Source organism: Polaromonas potterensis (assembly GCF_033446725.1).
Classification (GTDB): Bacteria; Pseudomonadota; Gammaproteobacteria; order Burkholderiales; family Burkholderiaceae_C; genus Polaromonas.
In genome coordinates this window covers 43,113-62,491 of record NZ_JAWQLX010000007.1, presented here as the reverse complement: position 1 = coordinate 62,491, position 19,379 = coordinate 43,113, and the positions used below count along the sequence as shown (strand labels likewise).

18 protein-coding genes are annotated in these 19,379 nt (G+C 61.3%); 7 read left to right on the top strand and 11 right to left on the bottom strand.

Features of this window, described 5'->3' with window-relative positions; translation table 11 throughout:
- Window positions 1-64 precede the first annotated feature (64 nt).
- From yaaA to R6254_RS13810, 4 genes are all read right to left on the bottom strand, one after another.
- Window positions 65-841, bottom strand: coding sequence for a peroxide stress protein YaaA (yaaA, locus tag R6254_RS13825; RefSeq protein WP_318407614.1), 777 nt, complete (start codon window positions 839-841; stop codon window positions 65-67).
- Between the two features lie 90 nt (window positions 842-931).
- Complete coding sequence (locus R6254_RS13820) at window positions 932-1,522, bottom strand: DUF3501 family protein (protein WP_318407874.1); 591 nt, start codon at window positions 1,520-1,522, stop codon at window positions 932-934.
- Window positions 1,523-1,536: 14 nt separating this feature from the next.
- Window positions 1,537-2,886, bottom strand: a complete 1,350-nt coding sequence (locus R6254_RS13815; protein WP_318407613.1) for a heterodisulfide reductase-related iron-sulfur binding cluster — start codon at window positions 2,884-2,886, stop codon at window positions 1,537-1,539.
- A 241-nt stretch (window positions 2,887-3,127) separates the two neighbouring features.
- Window positions 3,128-3,550, bottom strand: coding sequence for a rubrerythrin family protein (locus R6254_RS13810; protein ID WP_318407612.1), 423 nt, complete (start codon window positions 3,548-3,550; stop codon window positions 3,128-3,130).
- A gap of 314 nt (window positions 3,551-3,864) precedes the next feature.
- On the opposite strand from R6254_RS13810, the gene R6254_RS13805 reads away from it, so the two are divergent.
- From R6254_RS13805 to R6254_RS13785, 5 genes are all read left to right on the top strand, one after another.
- Window positions 3,865-4,494, top strand: coding sequence for a VOC family protein (locus R6254_RS13805; RefSeq protein ID WP_318407611.1), 630 nt, complete (start codon window positions 3,865-3,867; stop codon window positions 4,492-4,494).
- A gap of 98 nt (window positions 4,495-4,592) precedes the next feature.
- On the top strand, window positions 4,593-5,582 hold the full coding sequence (locus tag R6254_RS13800; RefSeq protein ID WP_318407609.1) for a Bug family tripartite tricarboxylate transporter substrate binding protein: 990 nt from the start codon (window positions 4,593-4,595) through the stop codon (window positions 5,580-5,582).
- A gap of 116 nt (window positions 5,583-5,698) precedes the next feature.
- Window positions 5,699-7,444 (top strand): FAD-dependent oxidoreductase, encoded by a 1,746-nt coding sequence (locus tag R6254_RS13795; RefSeq protein WP_318407608.1) that lies wholly within the window; start codon window positions 5,699-5,701, stop codon window positions 7,442-7,444.
- 17 nt (window positions 7,445-7,461) lie between these two features.
- Window positions 7,462-7,671 (top strand): DUF2783 domain-containing protein, encoded by a 210-nt coding sequence (locus R6254_RS13790; protein ID WP_318407606.1) that lies wholly within the window; start codon window positions 7,462-7,464, stop codon window positions 7,669-7,671.
- A 119-nt stretch (window positions 7,672-7,790) separates the two neighbouring features.
- A complete protein-coding gene (locus R6254_RS13785; RefSeq protein ID WP_318407604.1) occupies window positions 7,791-10,727 on the top strand; it encodes a valine--tRNA ligase in 2,937 nt (978 codons plus the stop codon).
- A 169-nt stretch (window positions 10,728-10,896) separates the two neighbouring features.
- Here the strand turns inward: R6254_RS13785 and R6254_RS13780 are convergent, their stop codons facing one another.
- Window positions 10,897-11,913, bottom strand: a complete 1,017-nt coding sequence (locus tag R6254_RS13780) for an NAD(P)-dependent oxidoreductase (protein WP_318407602.1) — start codon at window positions 11,911-11,913, stop codon at window positions 10,897-10,899.
- A gap of 107 nt (window positions 11,914-12,020) precedes the next feature.
- Between R6254_RS13780 and galU the strand changes: the two genes are divergently transcribed.
- Window positions 12,021-12,902, top strand: coding sequence for a UTP--glucose-1-phosphate uridylyltransferase GalU (gene galU / locus R6254_RS13775; protein ID WP_318407601.1), 882 nt, complete (start codon window positions 12,021-12,023; stop codon window positions 12,900-12,902).
- Between the two features lie 109 nt (window positions 12,903-13,011).
- Here the strand turns inward: galU and R6254_RS13770 are convergent, their stop codons facing one another.
- From R6254_RS13770 to R6254_RS13755, 4 genes are all read right to left on the bottom strand, one after another.
- Window positions 13,012-13,239 (bottom strand): sulfurtransferase TusA family protein, encoded by a 228-nt coding sequence (locus R6254_RS13770; protein WP_318407600.1) that lies wholly within the window; start codon window positions 13,237-13,239, stop codon window positions 13,012-13,014.
- Window positions 13,240-13,466: 227 nt separating this feature from the next.
- Window positions 13,467-14,039, bottom strand: coding sequence for a hypothetical protein (locus tag R6254_RS13765; RefSeq protein ID WP_318407598.1), 573 nt, complete (start codon window positions 14,037-14,039; stop codon window positions 13,467-13,469).
- Between the two features lie 74 nt (window positions 14,040-14,113).
- Window positions 14,114-14,335 (bottom strand): CsbD family protein, encoded by a 222-nt coding sequence (locus R6254_RS13760; protein ID WP_318407597.1) that lies wholly within the window; start codon window positions 14,333-14,335, stop codon window positions 14,114-14,116.
- A gap of 163 nt (window positions 14,336-14,498) precedes the next feature.
- Complete coding sequence (locus R6254_RS13755) at window positions 14,499-16,109, bottom strand: ABC transporter permease (RefSeq protein ID WP_318407596.1); 1,611 nt, start codon at window positions 16,107-16,109, stop codon at window positions 14,499-14,501.
- A 112-nt stretch (window positions 16,110-16,221) separates the two neighbouring features.
- Between R6254_RS13755 and R6254_RS13750 the strand changes: the two genes are divergently transcribed.
- Entirely contained in the window at window positions 16,222-17,286 is a 1,065-nt protein-coding gene (locus R6254_RS13750) for an ABC transporter ATP-binding protein (protein ID WP_318407594.1), read from the top strand.
- A 7-nt stretch (window positions 17,287-17,293) separates the two neighbouring features.
- Here R6254_RS13750 and R6254_RS13745 read toward each other — a convergent pair whose 3' ends face one another.
- Together R6254_RS13745 and R6254_RS13740 are read right to left on the bottom strand one after the other, a co-directional pair.
- Complete coding sequence (locus tag R6254_RS13745; protein WP_318407592.1) at window positions 17,294-18,037, bottom strand: lysophospholipid acyltransferase family protein; 744 nt, start codon at window positions 18,035-18,037, stop codon at window positions 17,294-17,296.
- 5 nt (window positions 18,038-18,042) lie between these two features.
- Complete coding sequence (locus tag R6254_RS13740) at window positions 18,043-19,335, bottom strand: dihydroorotase (protein ID WP_318407590.1); 1,293 nt, start codon at window positions 19,333-19,335, stop codon at window positions 18,043-18,045.
- Window positions 19,336-19,379 lie beyond the last annotated feature (44 nt).

The following is a 19,379-nucleotide window of genomic DNA, read 5'->3' as shown; positions in this document are numbered from 1 at the left end:
GGCTGACCTGAACGGGGGTATTGGGCAAGGTCACGGTAGCTCCGATCACATGAAAAAAGAGGTGTCAGTCCGCCTGTTGGCGCCTGAACACCAGCCGGTCCGTCGTGGAGACGGCCGGCGTGAAAGAATAACCTTCGGCATCAAAGCTCTCCAGCTTCTTGACGCTGCGCAGCTTGTTTTCAATCGCAAAACGCAACATCAGGCCACGTGCGCGTTTGGCGTTGAAGCTGATGATTTTGTATTTTCCGCCTTTGAACTCTTCAAAAACACAACTCACCACACGCGGCTTCAGGGCTTTGCGGTCCACCGCCTTGAAATACTCTTCGCTGGCCAGGTTGACGATCACCGGCGAGGTGTCCGCCGCCGCGCGTTGATTGAGGTAGTCCGAGATCTGCGTGCCCCAGAAGCGGTAGAGGTTGTTGCCCTGGGGTGTGGCCAGGCTGGTGCCCATTTCCAGCCGGTAGGGCTGCATCCAGTCCAGCGGGCGCAACACGCCGTACAAGCCGCTGAGGATGCCCACATGCGCCTGCGCCCAGACCAGTTGCTGCTCGCTCAGGGTTTTGGCGTCCAGCCCGCCGTAGACATCGCCGTTGAAGGCCAACACCGCCTGTTTGGAGTTTTTGGCGGTGAATTTGGGCGACCAGGCCTGGTAACGCGCCACATTCAGGCCGGCCAGGGTGTCCGAGAGCTTCATCAGCGTGCTGATTTGCTGCGGGGACTGGGTCTTGAGCACCTCGATCAGCTGGGCCGACTGGTGCGTGAAAAGGGGTTGGGTGTGCGCCGCGGTGTGGGCAGGCGTGTCGTAGTCCAGTGATTTGGCGGGCGAGATAAGAAACAGCATGGGTCCTGGGGAATGGGTTGGCAAGCAATCCCCGACTTTACGACACCGCCCCCAGTCAGGCCGCCCGCGGGCCTTTGCTGTTGGCCCTGATCAGCGCAGATCGCTGGCCAGTGATGCCAGCGTTTCTGCGGCGATCGTCACATGCGCCGGATAGTTCCTGTGGTCGCAGCCCAGCTTGACACTGGCACCGGCCTTGACGGCGGCGCACATGGCCGGGTCCAGCTCGAAACGCACAAAATGCACGGCCGAGGTTTTCTCCTCGTTTTCACGGTCCATGTCTTCGTCGGCAATCGCGTACACCCGGGCGTGGCCCTCGACCTCGACAAACAAACGGTCTTCGACACCAATCAGGCGGGCCAGTTCACGTTTTCGTTCGTTGACATCGGGGTACTCCAGCATCAAGGTGCCCTTCCAGTTGCTGCCGTCGGGCAGCAGCGGCGCATAAGCCTCGATCTCCTGCTCTATGCCGTCTTCCTCGAAGATTTTTTCGATGCGCAACATTTCCTGGATCTGGTAACGGATGCTGGTTTCGCTTTCAAACTGCAGGTTGATGAACTCACCCAAACGCACGCTGCGCAGCCGGCGGTGCGCCATGATGGTCGGCTTGTTGTCCTTGCGGTATTGGCTGTAGGCCTCCAGGGTCATGAGGCTGTCGCGGGTGATTTTTCCGGTGTTGTGCATGGCAGGTCGTCCGTTCATTTCAGGCCGTAGGCTGTGCGTATCAAGGTCAGCGGATGTTGTTGCGGCGCTGCGCCCAACTGGTTGACCTCAAAACCCTGGGCAATGTGGTGGCCGCCCAGCGGGCAGTCGCTGCTGATCACATCGGGCAGGCCGCCGTCCTTGTGGCTGGCCATGGCCTTGAACAGCGGCTTGCCAATTTTCATGGCCTGCTGGTGGTACGGCACTTTCACGCCAAAGGTGCCGGCATGGCCGGAACAACGCTCGTGGGTTTGCACGCTGGTGCCAGGCACCATCTTGAGCATTTCCTCGGTCTTCTTGCCGATGTTTTGCACCCGGCCGTGGCACGGGATCTGGTAACTGATCTTGCCCAGCGGCGTGCTGAATTCGGTTTTGAGCAGGCCTTCTCGTTTGCGTGCCATCAGGTATTCAAACGGGTCCCACATGTGGTCCTTGACGAGTTGCACATCGGCATCCTCGGGATACATCAAAGGGATTTCCTGCTTGAACATCAAGGTGCAACTCGGCACTGCGCTCAGGATGGCAAAGCCGTCCTTGGCGTATTTGACCAGCACCGGGATATTGGTTTCCTTGCTGCTGTTGACCGAGTCCAGGTCGCCCAACTCCAGCTTGGGCATGCCGCAGCATTTTTCCTTTTCAACCAGCACATAAGGCACTTCGTTGTGGTCAAGAATTTTGAGCAAATCGTGGCCGATGCCGGGCTCGTTGTAATTGACATAACAGGTCGCATAAATCGCGACCTTGCCGGGCGTCTTGACGCCGTCTTTCACCGCATGCGATGGTGACTCCAGCGCGCTGGGACGGAACTTGTGTGTGGCCAGTTCGGGCAGCCAGGCGTTTTTATCCACACCCATCACCTTTTCCATCACGGCGCGTACCGGTTTGGTTTTTGTGACGGCGTTGACCACCTGCACCACGATGGGAATGCCGGCAAACTGACCGTGCACGTCGGTGGAGGCCAGGAATTTTTCAGCCGCGCCGACCTCGCCTTTTTTGAACTTGATGGCCTTGGCGCGCAGCATGGTGTGCGGAAAGTCCAGGTTGAACTCATGCGGCGGCACATAAGGGCACTTGGTCATGTAGCAGAGGTCGCACATGTAGCACTGGTCGACCACTTTCATGTAGTCCTTCTTGTCCACCCCGTCCACCTCGCCGGTTTTGCTTTCATCCACCAGGTCAAACAAGGTGGGGAAAGCACCGCACAGGCTCACACAGCGGCGGCAGCCGTGGCAGATGTCGAAGATGCGCTCCATCTCATGGAGAGTCGCCGCCTCGTTGTAATAATCCGGGTTTTTCCAGTCAATTGCATGACGGGTAGGCGCTGCGAGGTTGCCTTCTGTAGCCATGGTGTGCCTCTTTGGGGAAGCTCTATAAATCCGATTCTCGGGCGCATGGCAGCGTTGCGCGGTGCTCGGAATCCTCATGCACCGAAGTGCATTCCGGTGTCCTGCGCTCCGGACGCCTTGCCCTGCATCCCGATAATCGAATTTCTAGAGCTTCCCGTAGTAGTGGGTGGGTTTCAGAAAAAATATGCACGGATTTTTTTCCAAAACCCGCCACGCCTTGCAGCGCAACGGGCAAAAAAAATCAATCCACTAGTTCTGCCAGGGCCTTGGTGTAACGATTGGCATGCGAACGCTCGGCCTTGGCCAGGGTCTCAAACCAGTCGGCCACTTCGTCGTGGCCTTCGTCACGCGCGGTTTTGGCCATGCCGGGGTACATGTCGGTGTACTCGTGGGTTTCACCGGCGATGGCCGATTTGAGGTTGTCACGCGTCGCACCGAAGGGCATGCCGGTGGCGGGGTCGCCACATTGCTCCAGCCATTCCAAGTGACCGTGGGCGTGGCCGGTTTCACCTTCCGCGGTCGAGCGGAACAGTGCGGACACATCGTTCTGGCCTTCAACGTCAGCCTTGTTCGCGAAATACAGATAACGACGGTTGGCCTGTGATTCGCCGGCAAATGCGGCTTTCAGGTTTTCTTCCGTTTTGGAGCCTTTGAGAGCAGCCATGGATATCTCCTTCATGGGTGATGAGGTGAAAAATCGCGCCTTGCCTTGAGTGAAATCCTCGAGGGCGGATAAACCTTAGTCCGATTCGGGCGCTGCGTCTAATAACTTGCCTCAATCCATGGAAATGAAAAAACCTATGGGATTGATGCAATTGATAATTATTCTCAACCAGCCCGGCGCTCCGCCGCATCAAGCGCCTTGGCAGCCGCTTTTGATTACGTTATAGTAAATGCGTTATGCATAGGTAAATTTACAACCTGTGCCAGGACGGACTCACCAGGAACCCGTCCCGCTGTTTAACTTGGAGATTGCCCATGGTTGCCCTGATGAAAAATCCGACCCCGTCCTCGCTGCCCGCGCCAGCGCCCGTTCAGCAACTGCACCACTACGCCTACCGCGCCAAAGATGCCGAGGAAACCCGGCATTTTTACGAAGACATTCTGGGTCTGCCGCTGTACCACATCATCCAGAGCGACTACGTGCCCAGTACCGGCGAATACTGCCCCTACACGCACTTTTTCTTTCGCTTGCAGGACGGCTCTTTCATCGCGTTTTTTGACCTGGGCAACGACGAAGCGGCCCTGCCCTCGCCGAACACGCCGCTGTGGGTCAACCACATTTCTTTTCGCGTCAACACCGTGGCCGACCTCGAAGCCATGAAAACCCGCCTGGAGGCCGACGGCATCGAGGTGCTGGGCGTGACCGACCACCACATTTTCAAAAGCATTTATTTCTTTGATCCCAATGGTGTGCGCCTGGAGCTAACGGCCCAGTTGGCCGATGAATTCCAGATGCTGCAGGAAAGCAAAACCGCGCATGCACGCCTGGCCGAATGGACCGCGCGCAAGGAACAGTGGCGCCATGACCGCGCCGCCGGCAAAGCCGCCGAGGCCCTCAAGCCGCAAAGCAACGACCGCCCCGAATACGGAGGCCGCACCGACTGATTTCCCCCCGCGCCGTCCTTGCCGGGGCCATCCACCGCAGAGTGGGCACCCGGGCTGCGGCGCATTTTTTCGCCCCCCCCTTGAACGAGGAGACAAACTTGTTGAATCTGATTTCTGCGGCCCGCCGCACGCTCACTCTCGGCCTGCTCGGCCTGGCCGTCACGACAGCGCCCCTGGCCCAAGCCCAGACCTTCCCCAACAAACCCGTGCGCTGGGTGGTGGGTTACCCGGCCGGTGGTGGCACCGACTTCCTGGCCCGCACCATCGCCGCCCAGATGTCGACACAACTGGGCCAGCCGGTGCTGATCGACAACCGGCCTGGCGCCGGAGCCATCATCGGCGCCGACATCACGGCCAAAGCGCCCGGCGACGGCTACACCATGTTCACGGCCGACAACGGCGTGCTGGTCTACAACCCGGTGCTGTACAAAAAACTGCCCTACGACCCGGCGAAGGACTTCGCGCCTATCGGCCTGATGGCGCGCGCACCGCTGTTGCTGGTGGCAGCGCCCAGCGCCGGCATCAAGGACGCCAAACAGATGATGGCGATGGCCAAGGCCGATCCCGGCAAGCTGAGTTATGGCTCGCCCGGCAACGGCAGCCCGCACCATCTGGCGATGGAACTGCTCAAGAGCCGCACCGGCCTGTTCCTCGTCCACGTGCCCTACCGCGGCGCAGCGCCGGCATTGCAGGACGTGATGGGCGGCCAGATCCCGCTGATGATGGTCGACACCTCCAGCGGCATGAGTGCCATCAAGGCCGGCAAGCTGGTGCCGCTGACCATTCTGTCGGCCAAGCGCATACCGCAGCTGCCCGACGTACCCACCATGGCCGAACTGGGTTTCAAGGATGTCGAGGCCTACGCCTGGCAAGGCCTGGTCGTGCCCGTCAGCACGCCCAAGGATGTGCAAGCCAAGCTGACGCACGAGATGCAGCTGGCCCTCGCCAACGCCGACGTGAAGAGAAAACTGTTTGAGGCGGCCTGGGAGCCGGTGCCGAGCGACGCCGCAGCCATGGCGGCCTACACGCAGTCGGAAATCAAGATCTGGCACCAGTTGATCAAGGACCGCGGTATCACGCTGGAGTGATCCCCCTCAACGCCGTTCGCTATATTTTTTATAGCTTACGGCGCTGACGGGTAATGGGCCAGTGGCCAATTTCGTTCATATACCTTCCAAGGAACCCAAGCGTGCTGGAGACTGAAATGCCCCTACCGTATGCCGACACGGCCTTCACCAACGGCTACGAATTCACGCGCGGCACGGGCTATGTCCTGCCCGAGTACCCCTTCGTCCCGCCCGAAGAGCTGACCACTGGCAAAACCCACCGCCACCCCGTCGTGATCGTCGGCGGCGGTATCACCGGCCTGACCCTGGCCTGCGCTCTGGCCCGCCAGGGCGTCAAGGCCGTGCTGCTGGACGAAGACAACACCGTCGGCGTCAAGGGCGCGTCCTCGCGCGGCATCTGCTACACGCAGAAGTCGCTGGAGATCTTTCACCGGCTCGGCGTCTACGACCCCATCGCCGCCAAAGGCGTGCAATGGAGCGTGGGCCGCACATTTGCCGGCGATGACGAGGTCTACTCCTTCGACCTGGCGCAACAAAGCGCCTACAACCTGTCGATCCAGCCGCCGTTCATCAACATTCAGCAGTTTTATATCGAGGGTTTTCTGGTCGAGCGGATCTACGCCCTCGGCCAGATCGATCTGCGCTGGAACAACCGGATCAGCCATTTCACGCAGAACGCCGACTACGCGACGCTGACGGTGGAAACACCGGCCGGCAGCTACCAGATCGAGGCCGACCATGTCATCGACGCCACCGGCGCGCGCAGCCCGTTTCGCCAGTGGTGCGAGGCAAGCATCACCGCCAAGAAGGGCGATGACCGCTGGTGCATCGCCGACGTGCGTTTCACCACGCACCCGCCGGTGGAACGCCACACCTGGGTCGAGGCGCCGTTCAACGAAAACCGCGCAGTCTGGCAACACCTGATGGGTGACGAGGTCTGGCGCATCGACTACCAGATGGCGCCCGATGCCGACCCGGCCTACGTGAGCCAGGAAGACGTGGTGCGCGAACGCCTGATGCGCCAGTTCGGCAAGGACGTGGGCGTCGAGATCGTCTGGGTCGGCCCCTATGCCTACCGCAGCGAATGCATCGACCAGATGCGCCACGGCCGCGTGTTTTTCATGGGGGACTCGGCCAAGGTGGTCAGCCCCTTCGGCGCGCGCGGCGGCAACACCGGCATCGCCGACGCCGACAACCTGGCCTGGAAGCTCGCCGCCGTGCTGCAGGGCCGGGCCACGCCCAAGTTGCTGGACAGCTACCACGAGGAACGCCACGAGGCCGCGCAGCAAAACGTGCTGGTCACCAACCGCACGGCGCGCTTTCTGCGACCAGCCGACGGCGTGGAGCGGCTGTTCCGCTGTGCCGCCATCAGCCTGGCCAAGCAACATCTGTTCGCGCGCCTCTTCGTCAACACCGGCCGCATGGCGGTCGCCAACCCCTATACCCGCTCCAGCATCTGCGGCACGGCCGGTGGCCAGTCGGTGCAGAACGTGGCCTTCTCATGGACCCGGGGTCAGGCCGGCACCAAGCCCCCCCGGCCGGGCGCCGAAGGTGTGGTCAACGACCTGCTGCAGTGGGCCGCGGGTGACCTGCTGCTGCTGGTGTTCGGCGAGCTGACGCCGGCCACGGCGCAGCGCCTGAAGCAACTGGCAAAACATGCGCCTGTGCGCAGTGTGCAGGTGCTGAGCCCGGGCGATCGGGCGCAGGCGCTCGAACACATCTGGGATACCAATGCCCGCGGCGTCGGCCACCTGCAGGGCGCCTGCCAGGCGTCTGGCCAGGCCTGGGCCCTGATGCGGCCGGACGGCTACCTGGCCGCCACCGGCCAAGCCGTGGACAGCCAGCTGATCGCCGCCGTGGAAAAAACCCTTTGCATGCACTGACCTGCGTAAGAACACCCATGAAAACCGACGCTTCCTTTCAAACCAGCCCCAACCTCCAGGACGCCGATGCGTTCTACGAATGCCTGCTTGACGCCCACCAGGGCCTGAGCCGGGAGCAGTCCGAGTTGCTCAACGCCCGCCTGATCCTGATCCTGGCCAACCAGCTCGGCGATACCCAGGTGTTGCAAGCCTGTATTGCGGCGGCCAAGCCGGTTCCACCCGCTTAACAGGCCTTTAACGGTCGTTTGAAGGCCTCTTGCCCCGCAAAGGCAGCCAGTCGAATAAAATCGGGGCACTGTATCCACCCCAGCGGCATCTCACCAGATGCCGTTTTTCATTGCACCCCATGACCGACTCTGCCAAGCCCACGCCCGCCACACCCGCCGCTGCCGAACCTGCGCCCGCCCGGGTCACCGTGCCCACGCCGGGGCTGGACAGCCTGGCCAAGTCTTTCGAGCCCGCGGCGATCGAAAGCCAATGGAGCCCGCTGTGGGAGCAAAGCGGCCTTTATGAGCCGACGCTGGACGCCGCCAAACCTTCATTCTCCATCCAGTTGCCGCCGCCCAATGTGACCGGCACCTTGCACATGGGCCACGCCTTCAACCAGACCATCATGGACTCGCTGGCGCGTTACCACCGCATGAAGGGCGACAACACCTTGTGGGTGCCTGGCACCGACCACGCCGGCATCGCCACGCAAATCGTGGTGGAGCGCAAGCTGCAGGGTGAAGGCCAAAGCCGTCACGACCTGGGCCGCAAGAACTTCGTCTCGAAAATCTGGGAGTGGAAGGAAGAGTCCGGCTCCACCATCACGCGCCAGATGCGCCGCATGGGTGACTCGGTGTCGTGGAAACACGAATACTTCACCATGGACCCCAAAATGTCCAAGGTGGTCACCTCGACCTTTGTGCAGCTGTATGAACAAGGCCTGATCTACCGCGGCAAACGCCTGGTCAACTGGGACCCTATCCTCAAGTCCGCCGTCTCCGACCTGGAAGTCGAAAGCGAAGAGGAAGACGGCTTCCTCTGGCACATCCGCTACCCGCTGGCCGACGGCTCGGGTTCCATCACCGTCGCCACCACCCGTCCCGAAACCATGCTGGGCGACGTGGCCGTGATGGTGCATCCGGAAGACGAGCGCTATACCGCGCTGATCGGCAAGCAGGTGGTGTTGCCATTGTGCGAGCGCAATATCCCGGTCATTGCCGACGATTACGTAGACAAGGCCTTCGGCACCGGCGTGGTCAAGGTCACGCCAGCACACGACACCAACGACTATGCCGTTGGCCAACGCCATGGCCTGCCCATCATCGGCGTGTTGACGCTGGATGCGGCCATCAATGACAACGCGCCCGAGAAATACCGCGGCATGGACCGCTTCGTCGCCCGCAAGGCGGTTGTCGCCGACCTCGAAGCCCAAGGTTTTCTGGTCGAGGTCAAAAAACACAAACTCATGGTGCCGCGTTGCGCCCGCACCGGCCAGGTCATCGAACCCATGCTGACCGACCAGTGGTTTGTCGCGGTGAACAAAGTTTCAGAACAAGACCCGACCGGCAAGTCCATCGCGCAAAAAGCCATTGATGCGATCGACAGCGGCGCTGTCAAGTTTGTGCCTGAGCAGTGGGTCAATACCTACAACCAGTGGATGGGCAACATCCAGGACTGGTGTATTTCGCGCCAGCTCTGGTGGGGCCACCAGATCCCGGCCTGGTACGACCAGCAAGGCAATGTGTTCGTTGCGAATACCGAGGAAGAAGCACGCATCAAGGGACTAGCGTTCTGGGGCGATAGGCTCAATGACGAATTGCATTTGACCCGCGACGAAGACGTGCTGGACACCTGGTACTCGTCGGCGCTGGTGCCTTTCTCTTCGCTGGGCTGGCCCGAAAAGACCAAGGAGCTGGACCTCTTTTTGCCGTCCAGCGTGCTGGTCACGGGTTACGACATCATCTTCTTCTGGGTCGCCCGGATGATCATGATGACCACGCATTTCACCGGCCAGGTACCTTTCCACCATGTCTACATCCACGGTTTGGTGAAGGATTCCCACGGCAAGAAAATGAGCAAGTCCGAGGGCAATGTGCTGGACCCGGTCGATCTGATCGACGGCATTGAACTGGCACCGCTGCTGGACAAACGTTCGCAAGGCCTGCGCAAGCCCGAAACCGCACCTGCCGTGCGCAAAAACACCGAGAAGGAATTCCCGGTCGGCATCCCGGCCTATGGCGCCGATGCCCTGCGTTTCACCTTTGCCTCGCTGGCCAGCCTGGGCCGCAGCATCAACTTCGACAGCAAACGTTGCGAGGGTTACCGCAACTTCTGCAACAAGCTCTGGAACGCCACCCGTTTCACCTTGATGAACTGCGAAGGCCAGGACTGCGGTCTGGCCGAACACAGCAAGGAACAATGCGCGCCCGGCGGCGAGTTCCACAACTACCTGAGTTTTTCGCAAGCTGACCGTTGGATTGCCTCCACCTTGCAACGCGTGGAAGCCGATGTGGCCAAAGGGTTTACCGACTACCGCCTGGACAACGTCGCGGGCAGCCTGTATCAGTTCATCTGGGACGAGTTCTGCGACTGGTACCTGGAAATCGCCAAGGTGCAGATCCAGACCGGCACGGAGGCGCAACAACGCGCGACCCGCCGCACCTTGATCCGCACGCTGGAGGCCATCCTGCGCCTGGCGCATCCGGTGATTCCTTTCATCACCGAAGAGCTCTGGCAAAAAGTCGCACCGGTGGCCGGCCTGAAAAAAGGCGAGTTCATCGGCCAGGCCGCCTACCCGACCAGCCAGCCGGCAAAAATCGACGAACAAGCCGAAGCGCATGTCGCCAAGCTCAAGACACTGGTGGACGCCTGCCGCAACCTGCGCGGTGAAATGAAAGTGTCACCAGCCACACGGCTGCCGCTGTTTGTCGTCGGCGACCACGCCTTCATGACGCAGTCCGCGCCCGTCATCAAGGCGCTGGCCAAACTCAGCGAAGTCAGGGTGTTTGAAAGCGAAACCGAATGGGCCAAGGCGGCCGAGGCGGCGCCTGTCGCCGTTGTGGGAGAAGCCAAAGTCTGCCTGCACATGGAAGTCGATGTCGCCGCTGAAAAAATCCGCCTGGGCAAGGAAGCCACCCGCCTCGAAGGCGAGCTGGTCAAGGTCAAGGCCAAACTCGCCAACGAAGCCTTTGTGAACAAGGTGCCGCCGGCCGTGCTGGAACAGGAACGCAAGCGTTTGAGCGACTACACGGCGACGCTTGAAAAAATCAGCGAGCAACTGGCGCGCTTGAAATAACCATACGACAGCCGTTCGCAAAAAAGCCCCGTTCAACGGGGCTTTTTTAGTTCTGCGCGAAGGTTCCCCGTCAAGCAGGGGCCGCGGAACCGGCTTCGCCGGGCCGCAGGCGCAGCGGCCCCCTAGGGGGGCAGGGAGCTACACGCTAGTAGAGCGACCGTGGGGGGCTTCATCTATTCATGAACTCCGGCTCGCCCCACTGCGACGGTGACACAGCGCCTGGCAGTTCCATGTCCATGGGGGCGCTGGGCATGAAATCCACACCGCGCGGTCCGGCCGTGATGGCTTCATGCATGCGGTGCGCCACATACCAGCTAGAGCGCAGCCGCGCTTCACGGGTGTGTGAACCCAGGCGGGGCGTGATGAACAGGTTTTTCAGCCCTCGGACCGGCGTGTCGTCCCGCGTGAAATTGTCCTCGGCACCGTCCAGAATGCAGGCCTCGATACGGCCGTCACTCAGGGCGGCGGCCAAAGCGGTTTCATCAAACAGGGCGCTGCGGCTGATGCCCACCCACAACTGCCTGCGTTTGCAGGCGGCGAGCAACTTGTCGTTCACAAAACCGCGAAAACGCGTGGCATACAACATCTGCACCGACACCGCATCCGCCTGGCTGACCAGTTCGGTCAGGGTCACCGGTTGGATACGCAAACGCTCCCAGATAGGCGCGGTGTGGTGGACCGCCGGGTCATAACCGATCAGGCGTACGCCCAGGCCCGTGAGCATGCCGGCCAGCGTGTGGGCTGTCGGGGCCAGGCCCAGAATGCCGACGGTGCTGCCGTGTAGCTCGCGGCCCATCTGCGCCGTCGGGTGGCGCTTGCCCATCAGTGCCGACACCACACCACGCCGGTACAGCAACAACAAACTGCTCAGCAGGTATTCGGCGTTGGAGCGCACATTGGCGCTGCTGGCATGGATCACCTTGATGCCGCGCTCCCTGCAGGCTTCCAGGTCGGTGTTGTCGCTGCCCACATGCAGGCGGCCAACCGCTTTGAGTTTGGGCAAGAAATCCAGAAACTCGCGGGTCACCACGGTTTGGCGGGGGAAAACAAGGCCGCGGGTTTTGTACGCGGCCTTGCGCAAGTCCACCAGATCGTCCGCCAGTTCGGGCCTGTAGGCCACGCTGTGCCTGGATTCAAGCCAGGCCATGGCCTCCGGAACCAATGCGTCAAGAAGTAAGATGTCCACTCAAAGCCCCTTTTGCCTGGCCGCGAATGGCCTTGTTTGTTATTCTTGCTGCACGCCTGACCTGTATCAGCAACGCAACACTCTAGCCTTATTCAAATTACATGTCGATGAAAAAAGTCACCGCTTTAAAGAAGGCCGTTTTCCCGGTCGCCGGCCTGGGCACTCGTTTTTTACCCGCCACCAAGGCCCAGCCCAAGGAAATGTTGCCCGTGGTGGACAAGCCCTTGATCCAGTACGCCGTCGAAGAAGCCTACGCAGCCGGCATACGCCACATGATTTTTGTCACGGGTCGCAACAAGCGGGCCATCGAAGACCACTTCGATACCGCGTACGAACTGGAGAGCGAGCTGGAAGCCGCCGGCAAACAGCAGTTGCTGGCCCTGGTGCGCTCCATGCAGCCCGATGACATGGATTTCTCCTATGTTCGCCAGCCGCGATCGCTGGGCCTGGGCCATGCGGTCCTGTGCGCCGAACATCTGGTGGGCCACGAACCCTTTGCCGTGTTGCTGGCCGACGATCTGATGGTGGGCATGCCGCCGGTGCTGGCCCAGATGGCGGCACAGTTTGAGGAATTGCAGCAATCGCTGCTGGCGGTGCAGGAAGTGCCGCTGGAGCACACCCGCCGCTACGGCATTGTCGCGGGCGAAGCGGTCAACGAACGGCTGATGAAAGTCAGCAAAATGGTCGAAAAACCCGCGCCGGAGCTTGCGCCTTCACGCATGGGCGTGGCCGGCCGCTACATCCTCACGCCCGCCGTGTTCCGGCACATCCGCAACCAGCCGCGCGGCGTTGGCGGGGAAATCCAGCTGACCGACGGCATTGCCGGTTTGATGAGCGAGGAAAGTGTTTATGCCTTCCAGTACAGCGGCAAACGTTACGACTGCGGCAGCAAGGAAGGTTTTCTGGAAGCCACGGTGGAGCTGGCGCTGCAGCATCCGGACGTTGGCGAACATTTCCGCAATTACCTGAAGAATCTTCAGGTGCGCTAAAGGCTCAGCTAGCAGTAACTGCGCGCGTGCGCAGCGCAGGGCCGCCCCAAGTAAGCACAGCCCCCTCGGGGGGCAGCGCCTTACACGCAGTGAAAAGCGTGGGGGCGAGTTAACGGCGTTTGAGCACGTGGATGAAGTCCGCGCCTTCGGTTTGCTGTTCCACCAGCTCGTTGCCGGTCTGTTTGGCAAAGGCCATGAAGTCGCGCGTGGAGCCGGAGTCGGTCGACACCACCCGCAACAGTTGGCCGCTGCTCATTTCAGCCAGCGCTTTTTTGGCTTTCAGGATAGGCAGCGGGCAGTTCAGGCCGCGGGTGTCGAGTTCTTTGTCGATATGCATCATGTGTCCTTGGATTGCCGCCATTTTAAGCATTCCGAAAGACCGCACCGGATGCGCGCTCAGCGCCCGGCAGTTCATGCGAAACACAGTCGCTATAAAAATAATAGCTGCTTGCGCCCATTCCTTATGGGTTGGATGCCAATCTGGCTTGTAAAAACAAGAAATCCCGGTCCTGCAGCAGCAGGCCGGGATGTTCGGGACGGGCATCACGGCTAGCGCCGCACCGCTTATTTCATGCCAAATTTTGCCTTGGCATCGTTCAGGCAGCCGTCTTTGGCACCGCCCGCCAGTGAATCACAACGCGCCTTGGCAACTTCGTAGTTGGCGTCGCGCTTGTCGACAGCCGCATCTTTTTGGACGCCAGCCATGTCTGCGGCCTTGTCCTTGTTCGCGTCTGCGCTGACTTTGCTGACCTTGGCGTCGGCCTTCGCGGTGGTACGCGCTGCCTGGGCTTCTTTCACACAGACGGTTTTGGTGTTGCCGGCCAGGTCGTCACATTTCTCCTTGGCCACGTCATACGCTGCATCGGCTTTGGCATCCCGTATTTTTTTGTCGTGGCTGGGGTTGGGTTTGTACTGGGCTTCCAGTTCGGCCTTGGCGACTTTTTCAGTGCCCTTGGCTTCCGCCTGGCAAATGTCTTTGGCGTTGGAACTCAAGGAGGCGCATTTGTCGCGGCTGGCCTTGTACTCCATTTCAATGCGCTCTTTCTGGACCTTGTATTCGTCCTTGGACAAGGCCATGGCATTGCCGGCAAACGTGCAGGACACCGCCAGCGTGAGCATGATTAGCTTTAACTTCATAATGTTTCCTTTAGAGGCGTGATGGTTGGAACGGGAGAAGCACAGCGGCACACCTTTTCAGGTGTGGGTGGCCCTCAATAACGTTCGAAAAAGTTGGTGGGGTTGCCTTCATGAAACGAGACCACCTGTTTTTCAGCCTCGTCTTTGGCAATGCCGTAACGCTCTTGAATACGGCCCAGCAACTGCTCGCGTTTGCCGTCGATGACGTCCAAATCGTCGTCCGTGAGCTTGCCCCACTGCTCCTTGACCTTGCCTTTGAACTGCAGCCAGTTCCCTTCAACTTGATCCTTGTTCATGCTGACCTCCTGAGGTAAGTTTGCATCGCGTACCGAATGTTTGCGATAGAGAACTTCACCTTACGTGGGAGGCCGCGTCACCCGGGTAGGTTGAGGCAAAGGATGGGCGTAGGTGGGTGCCTACAGTCGGGCACACGCTCTCAGCGAAAAAATTCGCGTTGGTTTATTTCGCGCGCAAGGTGCGACCCAGCAGCAGCACCGGCAACAAGCCGACCAGAACCAGGGCCAGCGCCGGCAATGCGGCTTCGCCCAGGCGTTCGTCTCTGGCCAACTGGTAAGTCACCACGGCCAGGGTGTCGCTATTGAAGGGACGCAGCACCAAGGTGGCAGGCAACTCCTTCATCACATCAACAAACACCAGCAGCGCAGCCACGCCCACCGAGCGTTTGAGCAAGGGCCAATGCACACGCGCCAACAGCGCCGCACCGGTGCTGCCCAACATGCGTGCGCTGTCATCAAAGCTGGCGGGAATCCGCGAGTAGCCACTTTGCACCGACTGCAGCGCCACCGCGGTGAAACGGACCAGGTAAGCCCAGACCAGCCCCAGCACCGTGCCTGTGACCCAGTAACCCGCCGCGGTTTGCGGCGCGGCGGCCTGTAGCCAGCCCACCGGCAACAACAGACCCACCACAATCACGGCACCCGGCACGGCATAACCCAGGCTGGCGACTTGCACGGCGGCGCGTGTCATCAGGTGAGGCTGGCGCCGCAGCGCGAAGGCCAGACCCAGGGCCACGGCGGTGGCCAGGGCGGCGCTCAAACCGGCCAGCCACAAGCTGGTCATGGACCAGCGCCAAAATTGTGTCCAGGGCAACTCGCCCCAGCCGGCCACCAGGGGACGAAACATGAACAACACGGGCAACACAAAACCCAGCGCAATCGGCAGTGCACACACCGTCCAGGCCATGCCGGCCCGCAGGCCGCGCAATGGCGTGGGCGCCGCGTCGGCGGCCCCGGCGCGCCCACCCCGGCTGGTGGAAAAACGCATGCGTTTTTGCGCGTGGTGTTCAATCTTCAGCAACACCGCCACCACCAGCAACAACACCGTGGCGAGCTGGGCCGCAGCCAGGCGGTTGTCCATGGACAACCAGGCTTTGTAAATACCGGCCGTGAAGGTCTGGATGCCGAAGTAGCTGGACACGCCGAAGTCGGCCAGGGTTTCCATCAGCGCCAGCGCCACACCAGCGGCCACCGCCGGTCTGGCCAGCGGCAAGGCGACCTCGCGAATGCGGCGCGACAAGGGCGCGCCCAGCAAGCGGGCGGCCTCCATCAAATGCACGGCCCGCTCGGACAAGGCGGTGCGCGCCAGCAAATACACATAGGGATACAGCGAGACCGTGAACACCAGCACCGCACCACCCAGGCTGCGTATCTCGGGCAGCAGGCGGCCCTGCAGGCCAAAACTCGCACGCAGCCAGCTTTGCAAAGGCCCGGCGTATTGCAGAAAATCGGTATACGCATACGCCACCACATAAGCCGGCATGGCCAGCGGCAACAACAGCGCCCAGGCGAAAAACCGCCGGCCCGGAAACTCAAACAAACTCACCGCACTGGCCGTCGCCATGCCGAGCACGGCCACACCCAGGGCGACCGACAGGCACAGCAGCAGCGAGGTGAAAGCGTATTCAGGTAAAACGGTTTGCAGCATTTGCTGCAGGATGGGCATGGCCTGGGGATCGACTTCAAACCAGGACAAGAACACCGCCAGCACCGGCAAGGTGAGCACGGCCATCAACAGAAACAGCAGCACGGACGGGATGAAACGACGAAGCATGAAGTCCAAAAAGAAAGCGGCAATCGCCGGACAAACCTGATATCCGCACCTAGCCACGGACTTGGGGCCCGGCAAATGCAAACAAGAATTGTAAGCATCTACAATTCACAGCATGTTTTTGGACCTTTCCAACTTGGTCGTGCACTATGCGGGCCGCTCCCGCCCTGCGGTGGACGGCGTGTCGCTGGGGCTGCTGGCCGGTGAGATCGGCGTCTTGATCGGCCCTTCGGGTTGCGGCAAAACCACCTTGCTGCGCGCCGTCGCCGGCCTGGAACGGGCGCAAGCCGGCAGCATCTCGCTGGCCCATGAAACGGTCAGCGGCGGCAAGATTCATGTACCTGCGGAAGAACGCCGCATCGGCATGGTGTTTCAGGACTACGCCTTGTTCCCCCATTTGAACGTCGGGCACAACGTGGCTTTTGGCCTGACCCATTTGAAGCCGCAAGAGCGCCGGCAACGGGTCGAGGAAGCGCTGGACCTGGTCGGCCTGGGCAATGTGCAAAAACGTTTCCCGCATGAGTTGTCAGGCGGCCAGCAACAACGTGTGGCATTGGCGCGTGCATTGGCGCCCAAGCCGCGCCTGCTTTTGCTGGACGAGCCTTTCTCCAACCTCGACGTGGATTTGCGCGAACGTCTGGCCCACGAGGTGCGTGGTATTTTGAAACAAGCCGGCGCCACCGCGCTGTTGGTCACCCACGACCAGCTCGAAGCCTTTGCCATTGGCGACCGCATTGGCGTGATGCATGAAGGCCGCTTGCACCAGTGGGACGACGCTTATGCGCTGTACCACCGGCCGGCGTCCCGTTTTGTCGCCGATTTCATCGGCCACGGCGTGTTTACCCGCGCCCATATCACGCAGCAAGGCGACAACGTGGTGGTACACACCGCGCTGGGTGACTTGAGCGATGTACTGGAATGTCCGCTACCCGGCGCCTATGCCGATGGGGTGTGTGACCTGCTGCTGCGCGCCGACGACATCGTGCATGACGACGCAGCACCGGTGAAAGCGCAGATTTTGCGCAAGGCGTTTCGCGGCTCTGAATTTTTGTACACGCTGAAGTTGCAGACCGGGGAAACCGTGATGGCCCACGTGCCTTCACACCACGACCATGCCCTGGGTGAATGGATTGGCATTCGAGCCGAAGTCGACCACGTGGTGACTTTTCAGCGCGAATAAACCCGCTTCAAGGCCGGGTACCGCGCAGGCCTTCCACTTCTTTTTGCAGATCAGCCGCCCAGCTGCGCCGATCACGGCCCTGGCAGTGTTGCGGCTCGCCAAAAATTACTTCGGCACGTAACTCCCTGACGCACAAGGTTTCCCAGATCGACACAAAGATGGAATCGTCATCGATGTAACGCGGCGCAAAACAAGTCAGCCCGGTGCCCGCGTCGACAAAACGCAAGGCCAGGGGCTGCACAGGCGCGTCCGCAGCAATCGCCGCCTGCAGCAAGTTGGCGTGAAACGGCTTGAGCGTGATGCTGTCGCCGGTCGTGCCCTCGGGGAACACGGCCAGCACCTCGCCCAAACGCAGGCGCTCGGCCATCTGGTGCACCAGACGGTGCGCATCACGCTTGGATGTGCGTTCTATGTACAGGGTGCCGGCGCCACCAGCCAAGGTGCCTACCAAGGGCCAGTGCTGGATGTCAGACTTGGAGACAAAACGGCAATAACGCGAGGCGTGCATCACCACGATGTCCAGCCACGACAGGTGGTTGGCCACCAGCAGCGCCGGGCCGCTGGCCACAGGCTGGCCCTGCACCACCAGCGTGATGCCCACGCCCCGCAACATGGCCTGGGCCCAGGCGTGAACCCGGGCTTCTTTGGCGGGCTGATCCAGCTGGGGAAACAAACGCCAGATGGTCCACAGACCTCCGGCGATATGGCCCAGGGCCCACAACAAGCGCCAGGCGGCGCGAGCCCGGGACATGCGGCTCAGGCCTCGTACGCGAGTTGTCCGCCGACCAGGGTCCAGCGCACACGGGCTGGCAACTGGTAACCGGAAAACGGCGTGTGTTTGCCCTGGCTGCGCAAGGCATCGGGCTGAACTGTCCAGTCGGACTGCGGATCAAACACACAGATGTCAGCCACCCCGCCCCTAACCAGTTGCCCGGCACTGGCTTGCAGCGTCCCCAGTGCGCTGCCCAGGACCCGGGCCGGCTCGCTGGTGAGTACCGCCAACGCGCGAGGCAAGCCCACGCCGCTGTCCTGACCCCACTTGCAGGCCAGACCTAACAAAAGCTCCAGCCCGGTGGCGCCTGGCTCGGCTTCGGCAAAGGGCAAAGTTTTGGCATCGGCTTCCACAGGCGTGTGATCGGACACCAGCGCATCGATGGTGCCGTCGGCCAGCGCCTGGCGCAAGGCATCGCGGTCGCGCTGCTGGCGCAGCGGCGGGTTCACGCGCATGCGGCTGTCAAAATAACCAATATCGGTATCGGTCAGGTGCAGGCTGTTGATGCTGACATCGGCCGTCACGTCCAGGCCATCGACCTTGGCGCGCGCCAGCAAGGCCACGCCCGCCGCGCTGCTGATGCGACACACATGCACACGGGCGCCAGTCACACGCACCAGCTCGAAAAGGGTATGCAACGCAATCGTTTCGGCAATCGCCGGTACACCACTCAAGCCGAGACGCGTGGCCAGCGCCCCGCTGGCCGCCACGCCGCCGCCCAGCCAGCTGTCCTGCGGACGCAACCAGACGGTGTAACCAAAACTGGCCGCATATTGCAGGGCACGCAGCAAGACCTGGGTGTTGACCAGCGGCACGTCGGCCTGGCTGAAACCGACACAACCGGCTTCGGTCAGTTCGACCATTTCCGTCAGCGCTTCGCCCTTCAGCGCGCGTGTCAGCGCCCCCAGCGGAAAGACTCGCGACTGGTGCATCTTTTCAGCACGGAACTTGAGCATCTCGACCAGGCCGGGCTCATCCAGCACCGGATCGGTATCGGGCGGACACACCAAGCTGGTCACGCCGCCGGCAACGGCGGCGGCCAGCTCACTTTCGAGCATGCCCTCGTGTTCATAACCCGGCTCGCGCAGGCGCGCCGACAAGTCAATCAGGCCAGGCGCCACCACACAGCCCGTCGCGTCTATGGTTTTGTTGGGTGAAAAATCGCTGACCGCTTCCTTGAGCGAAACAATGCGCCCGGCGGCAATCGCCACGTCACGGACTTCGTCGAACCCGGACGCCGGGTCGATCACACGGCCGTTTTTGATCAATATCTTCATGTTGGTTCTCCGCAGCGCGCGAAATGACAAGCGTCAGAAGCTAT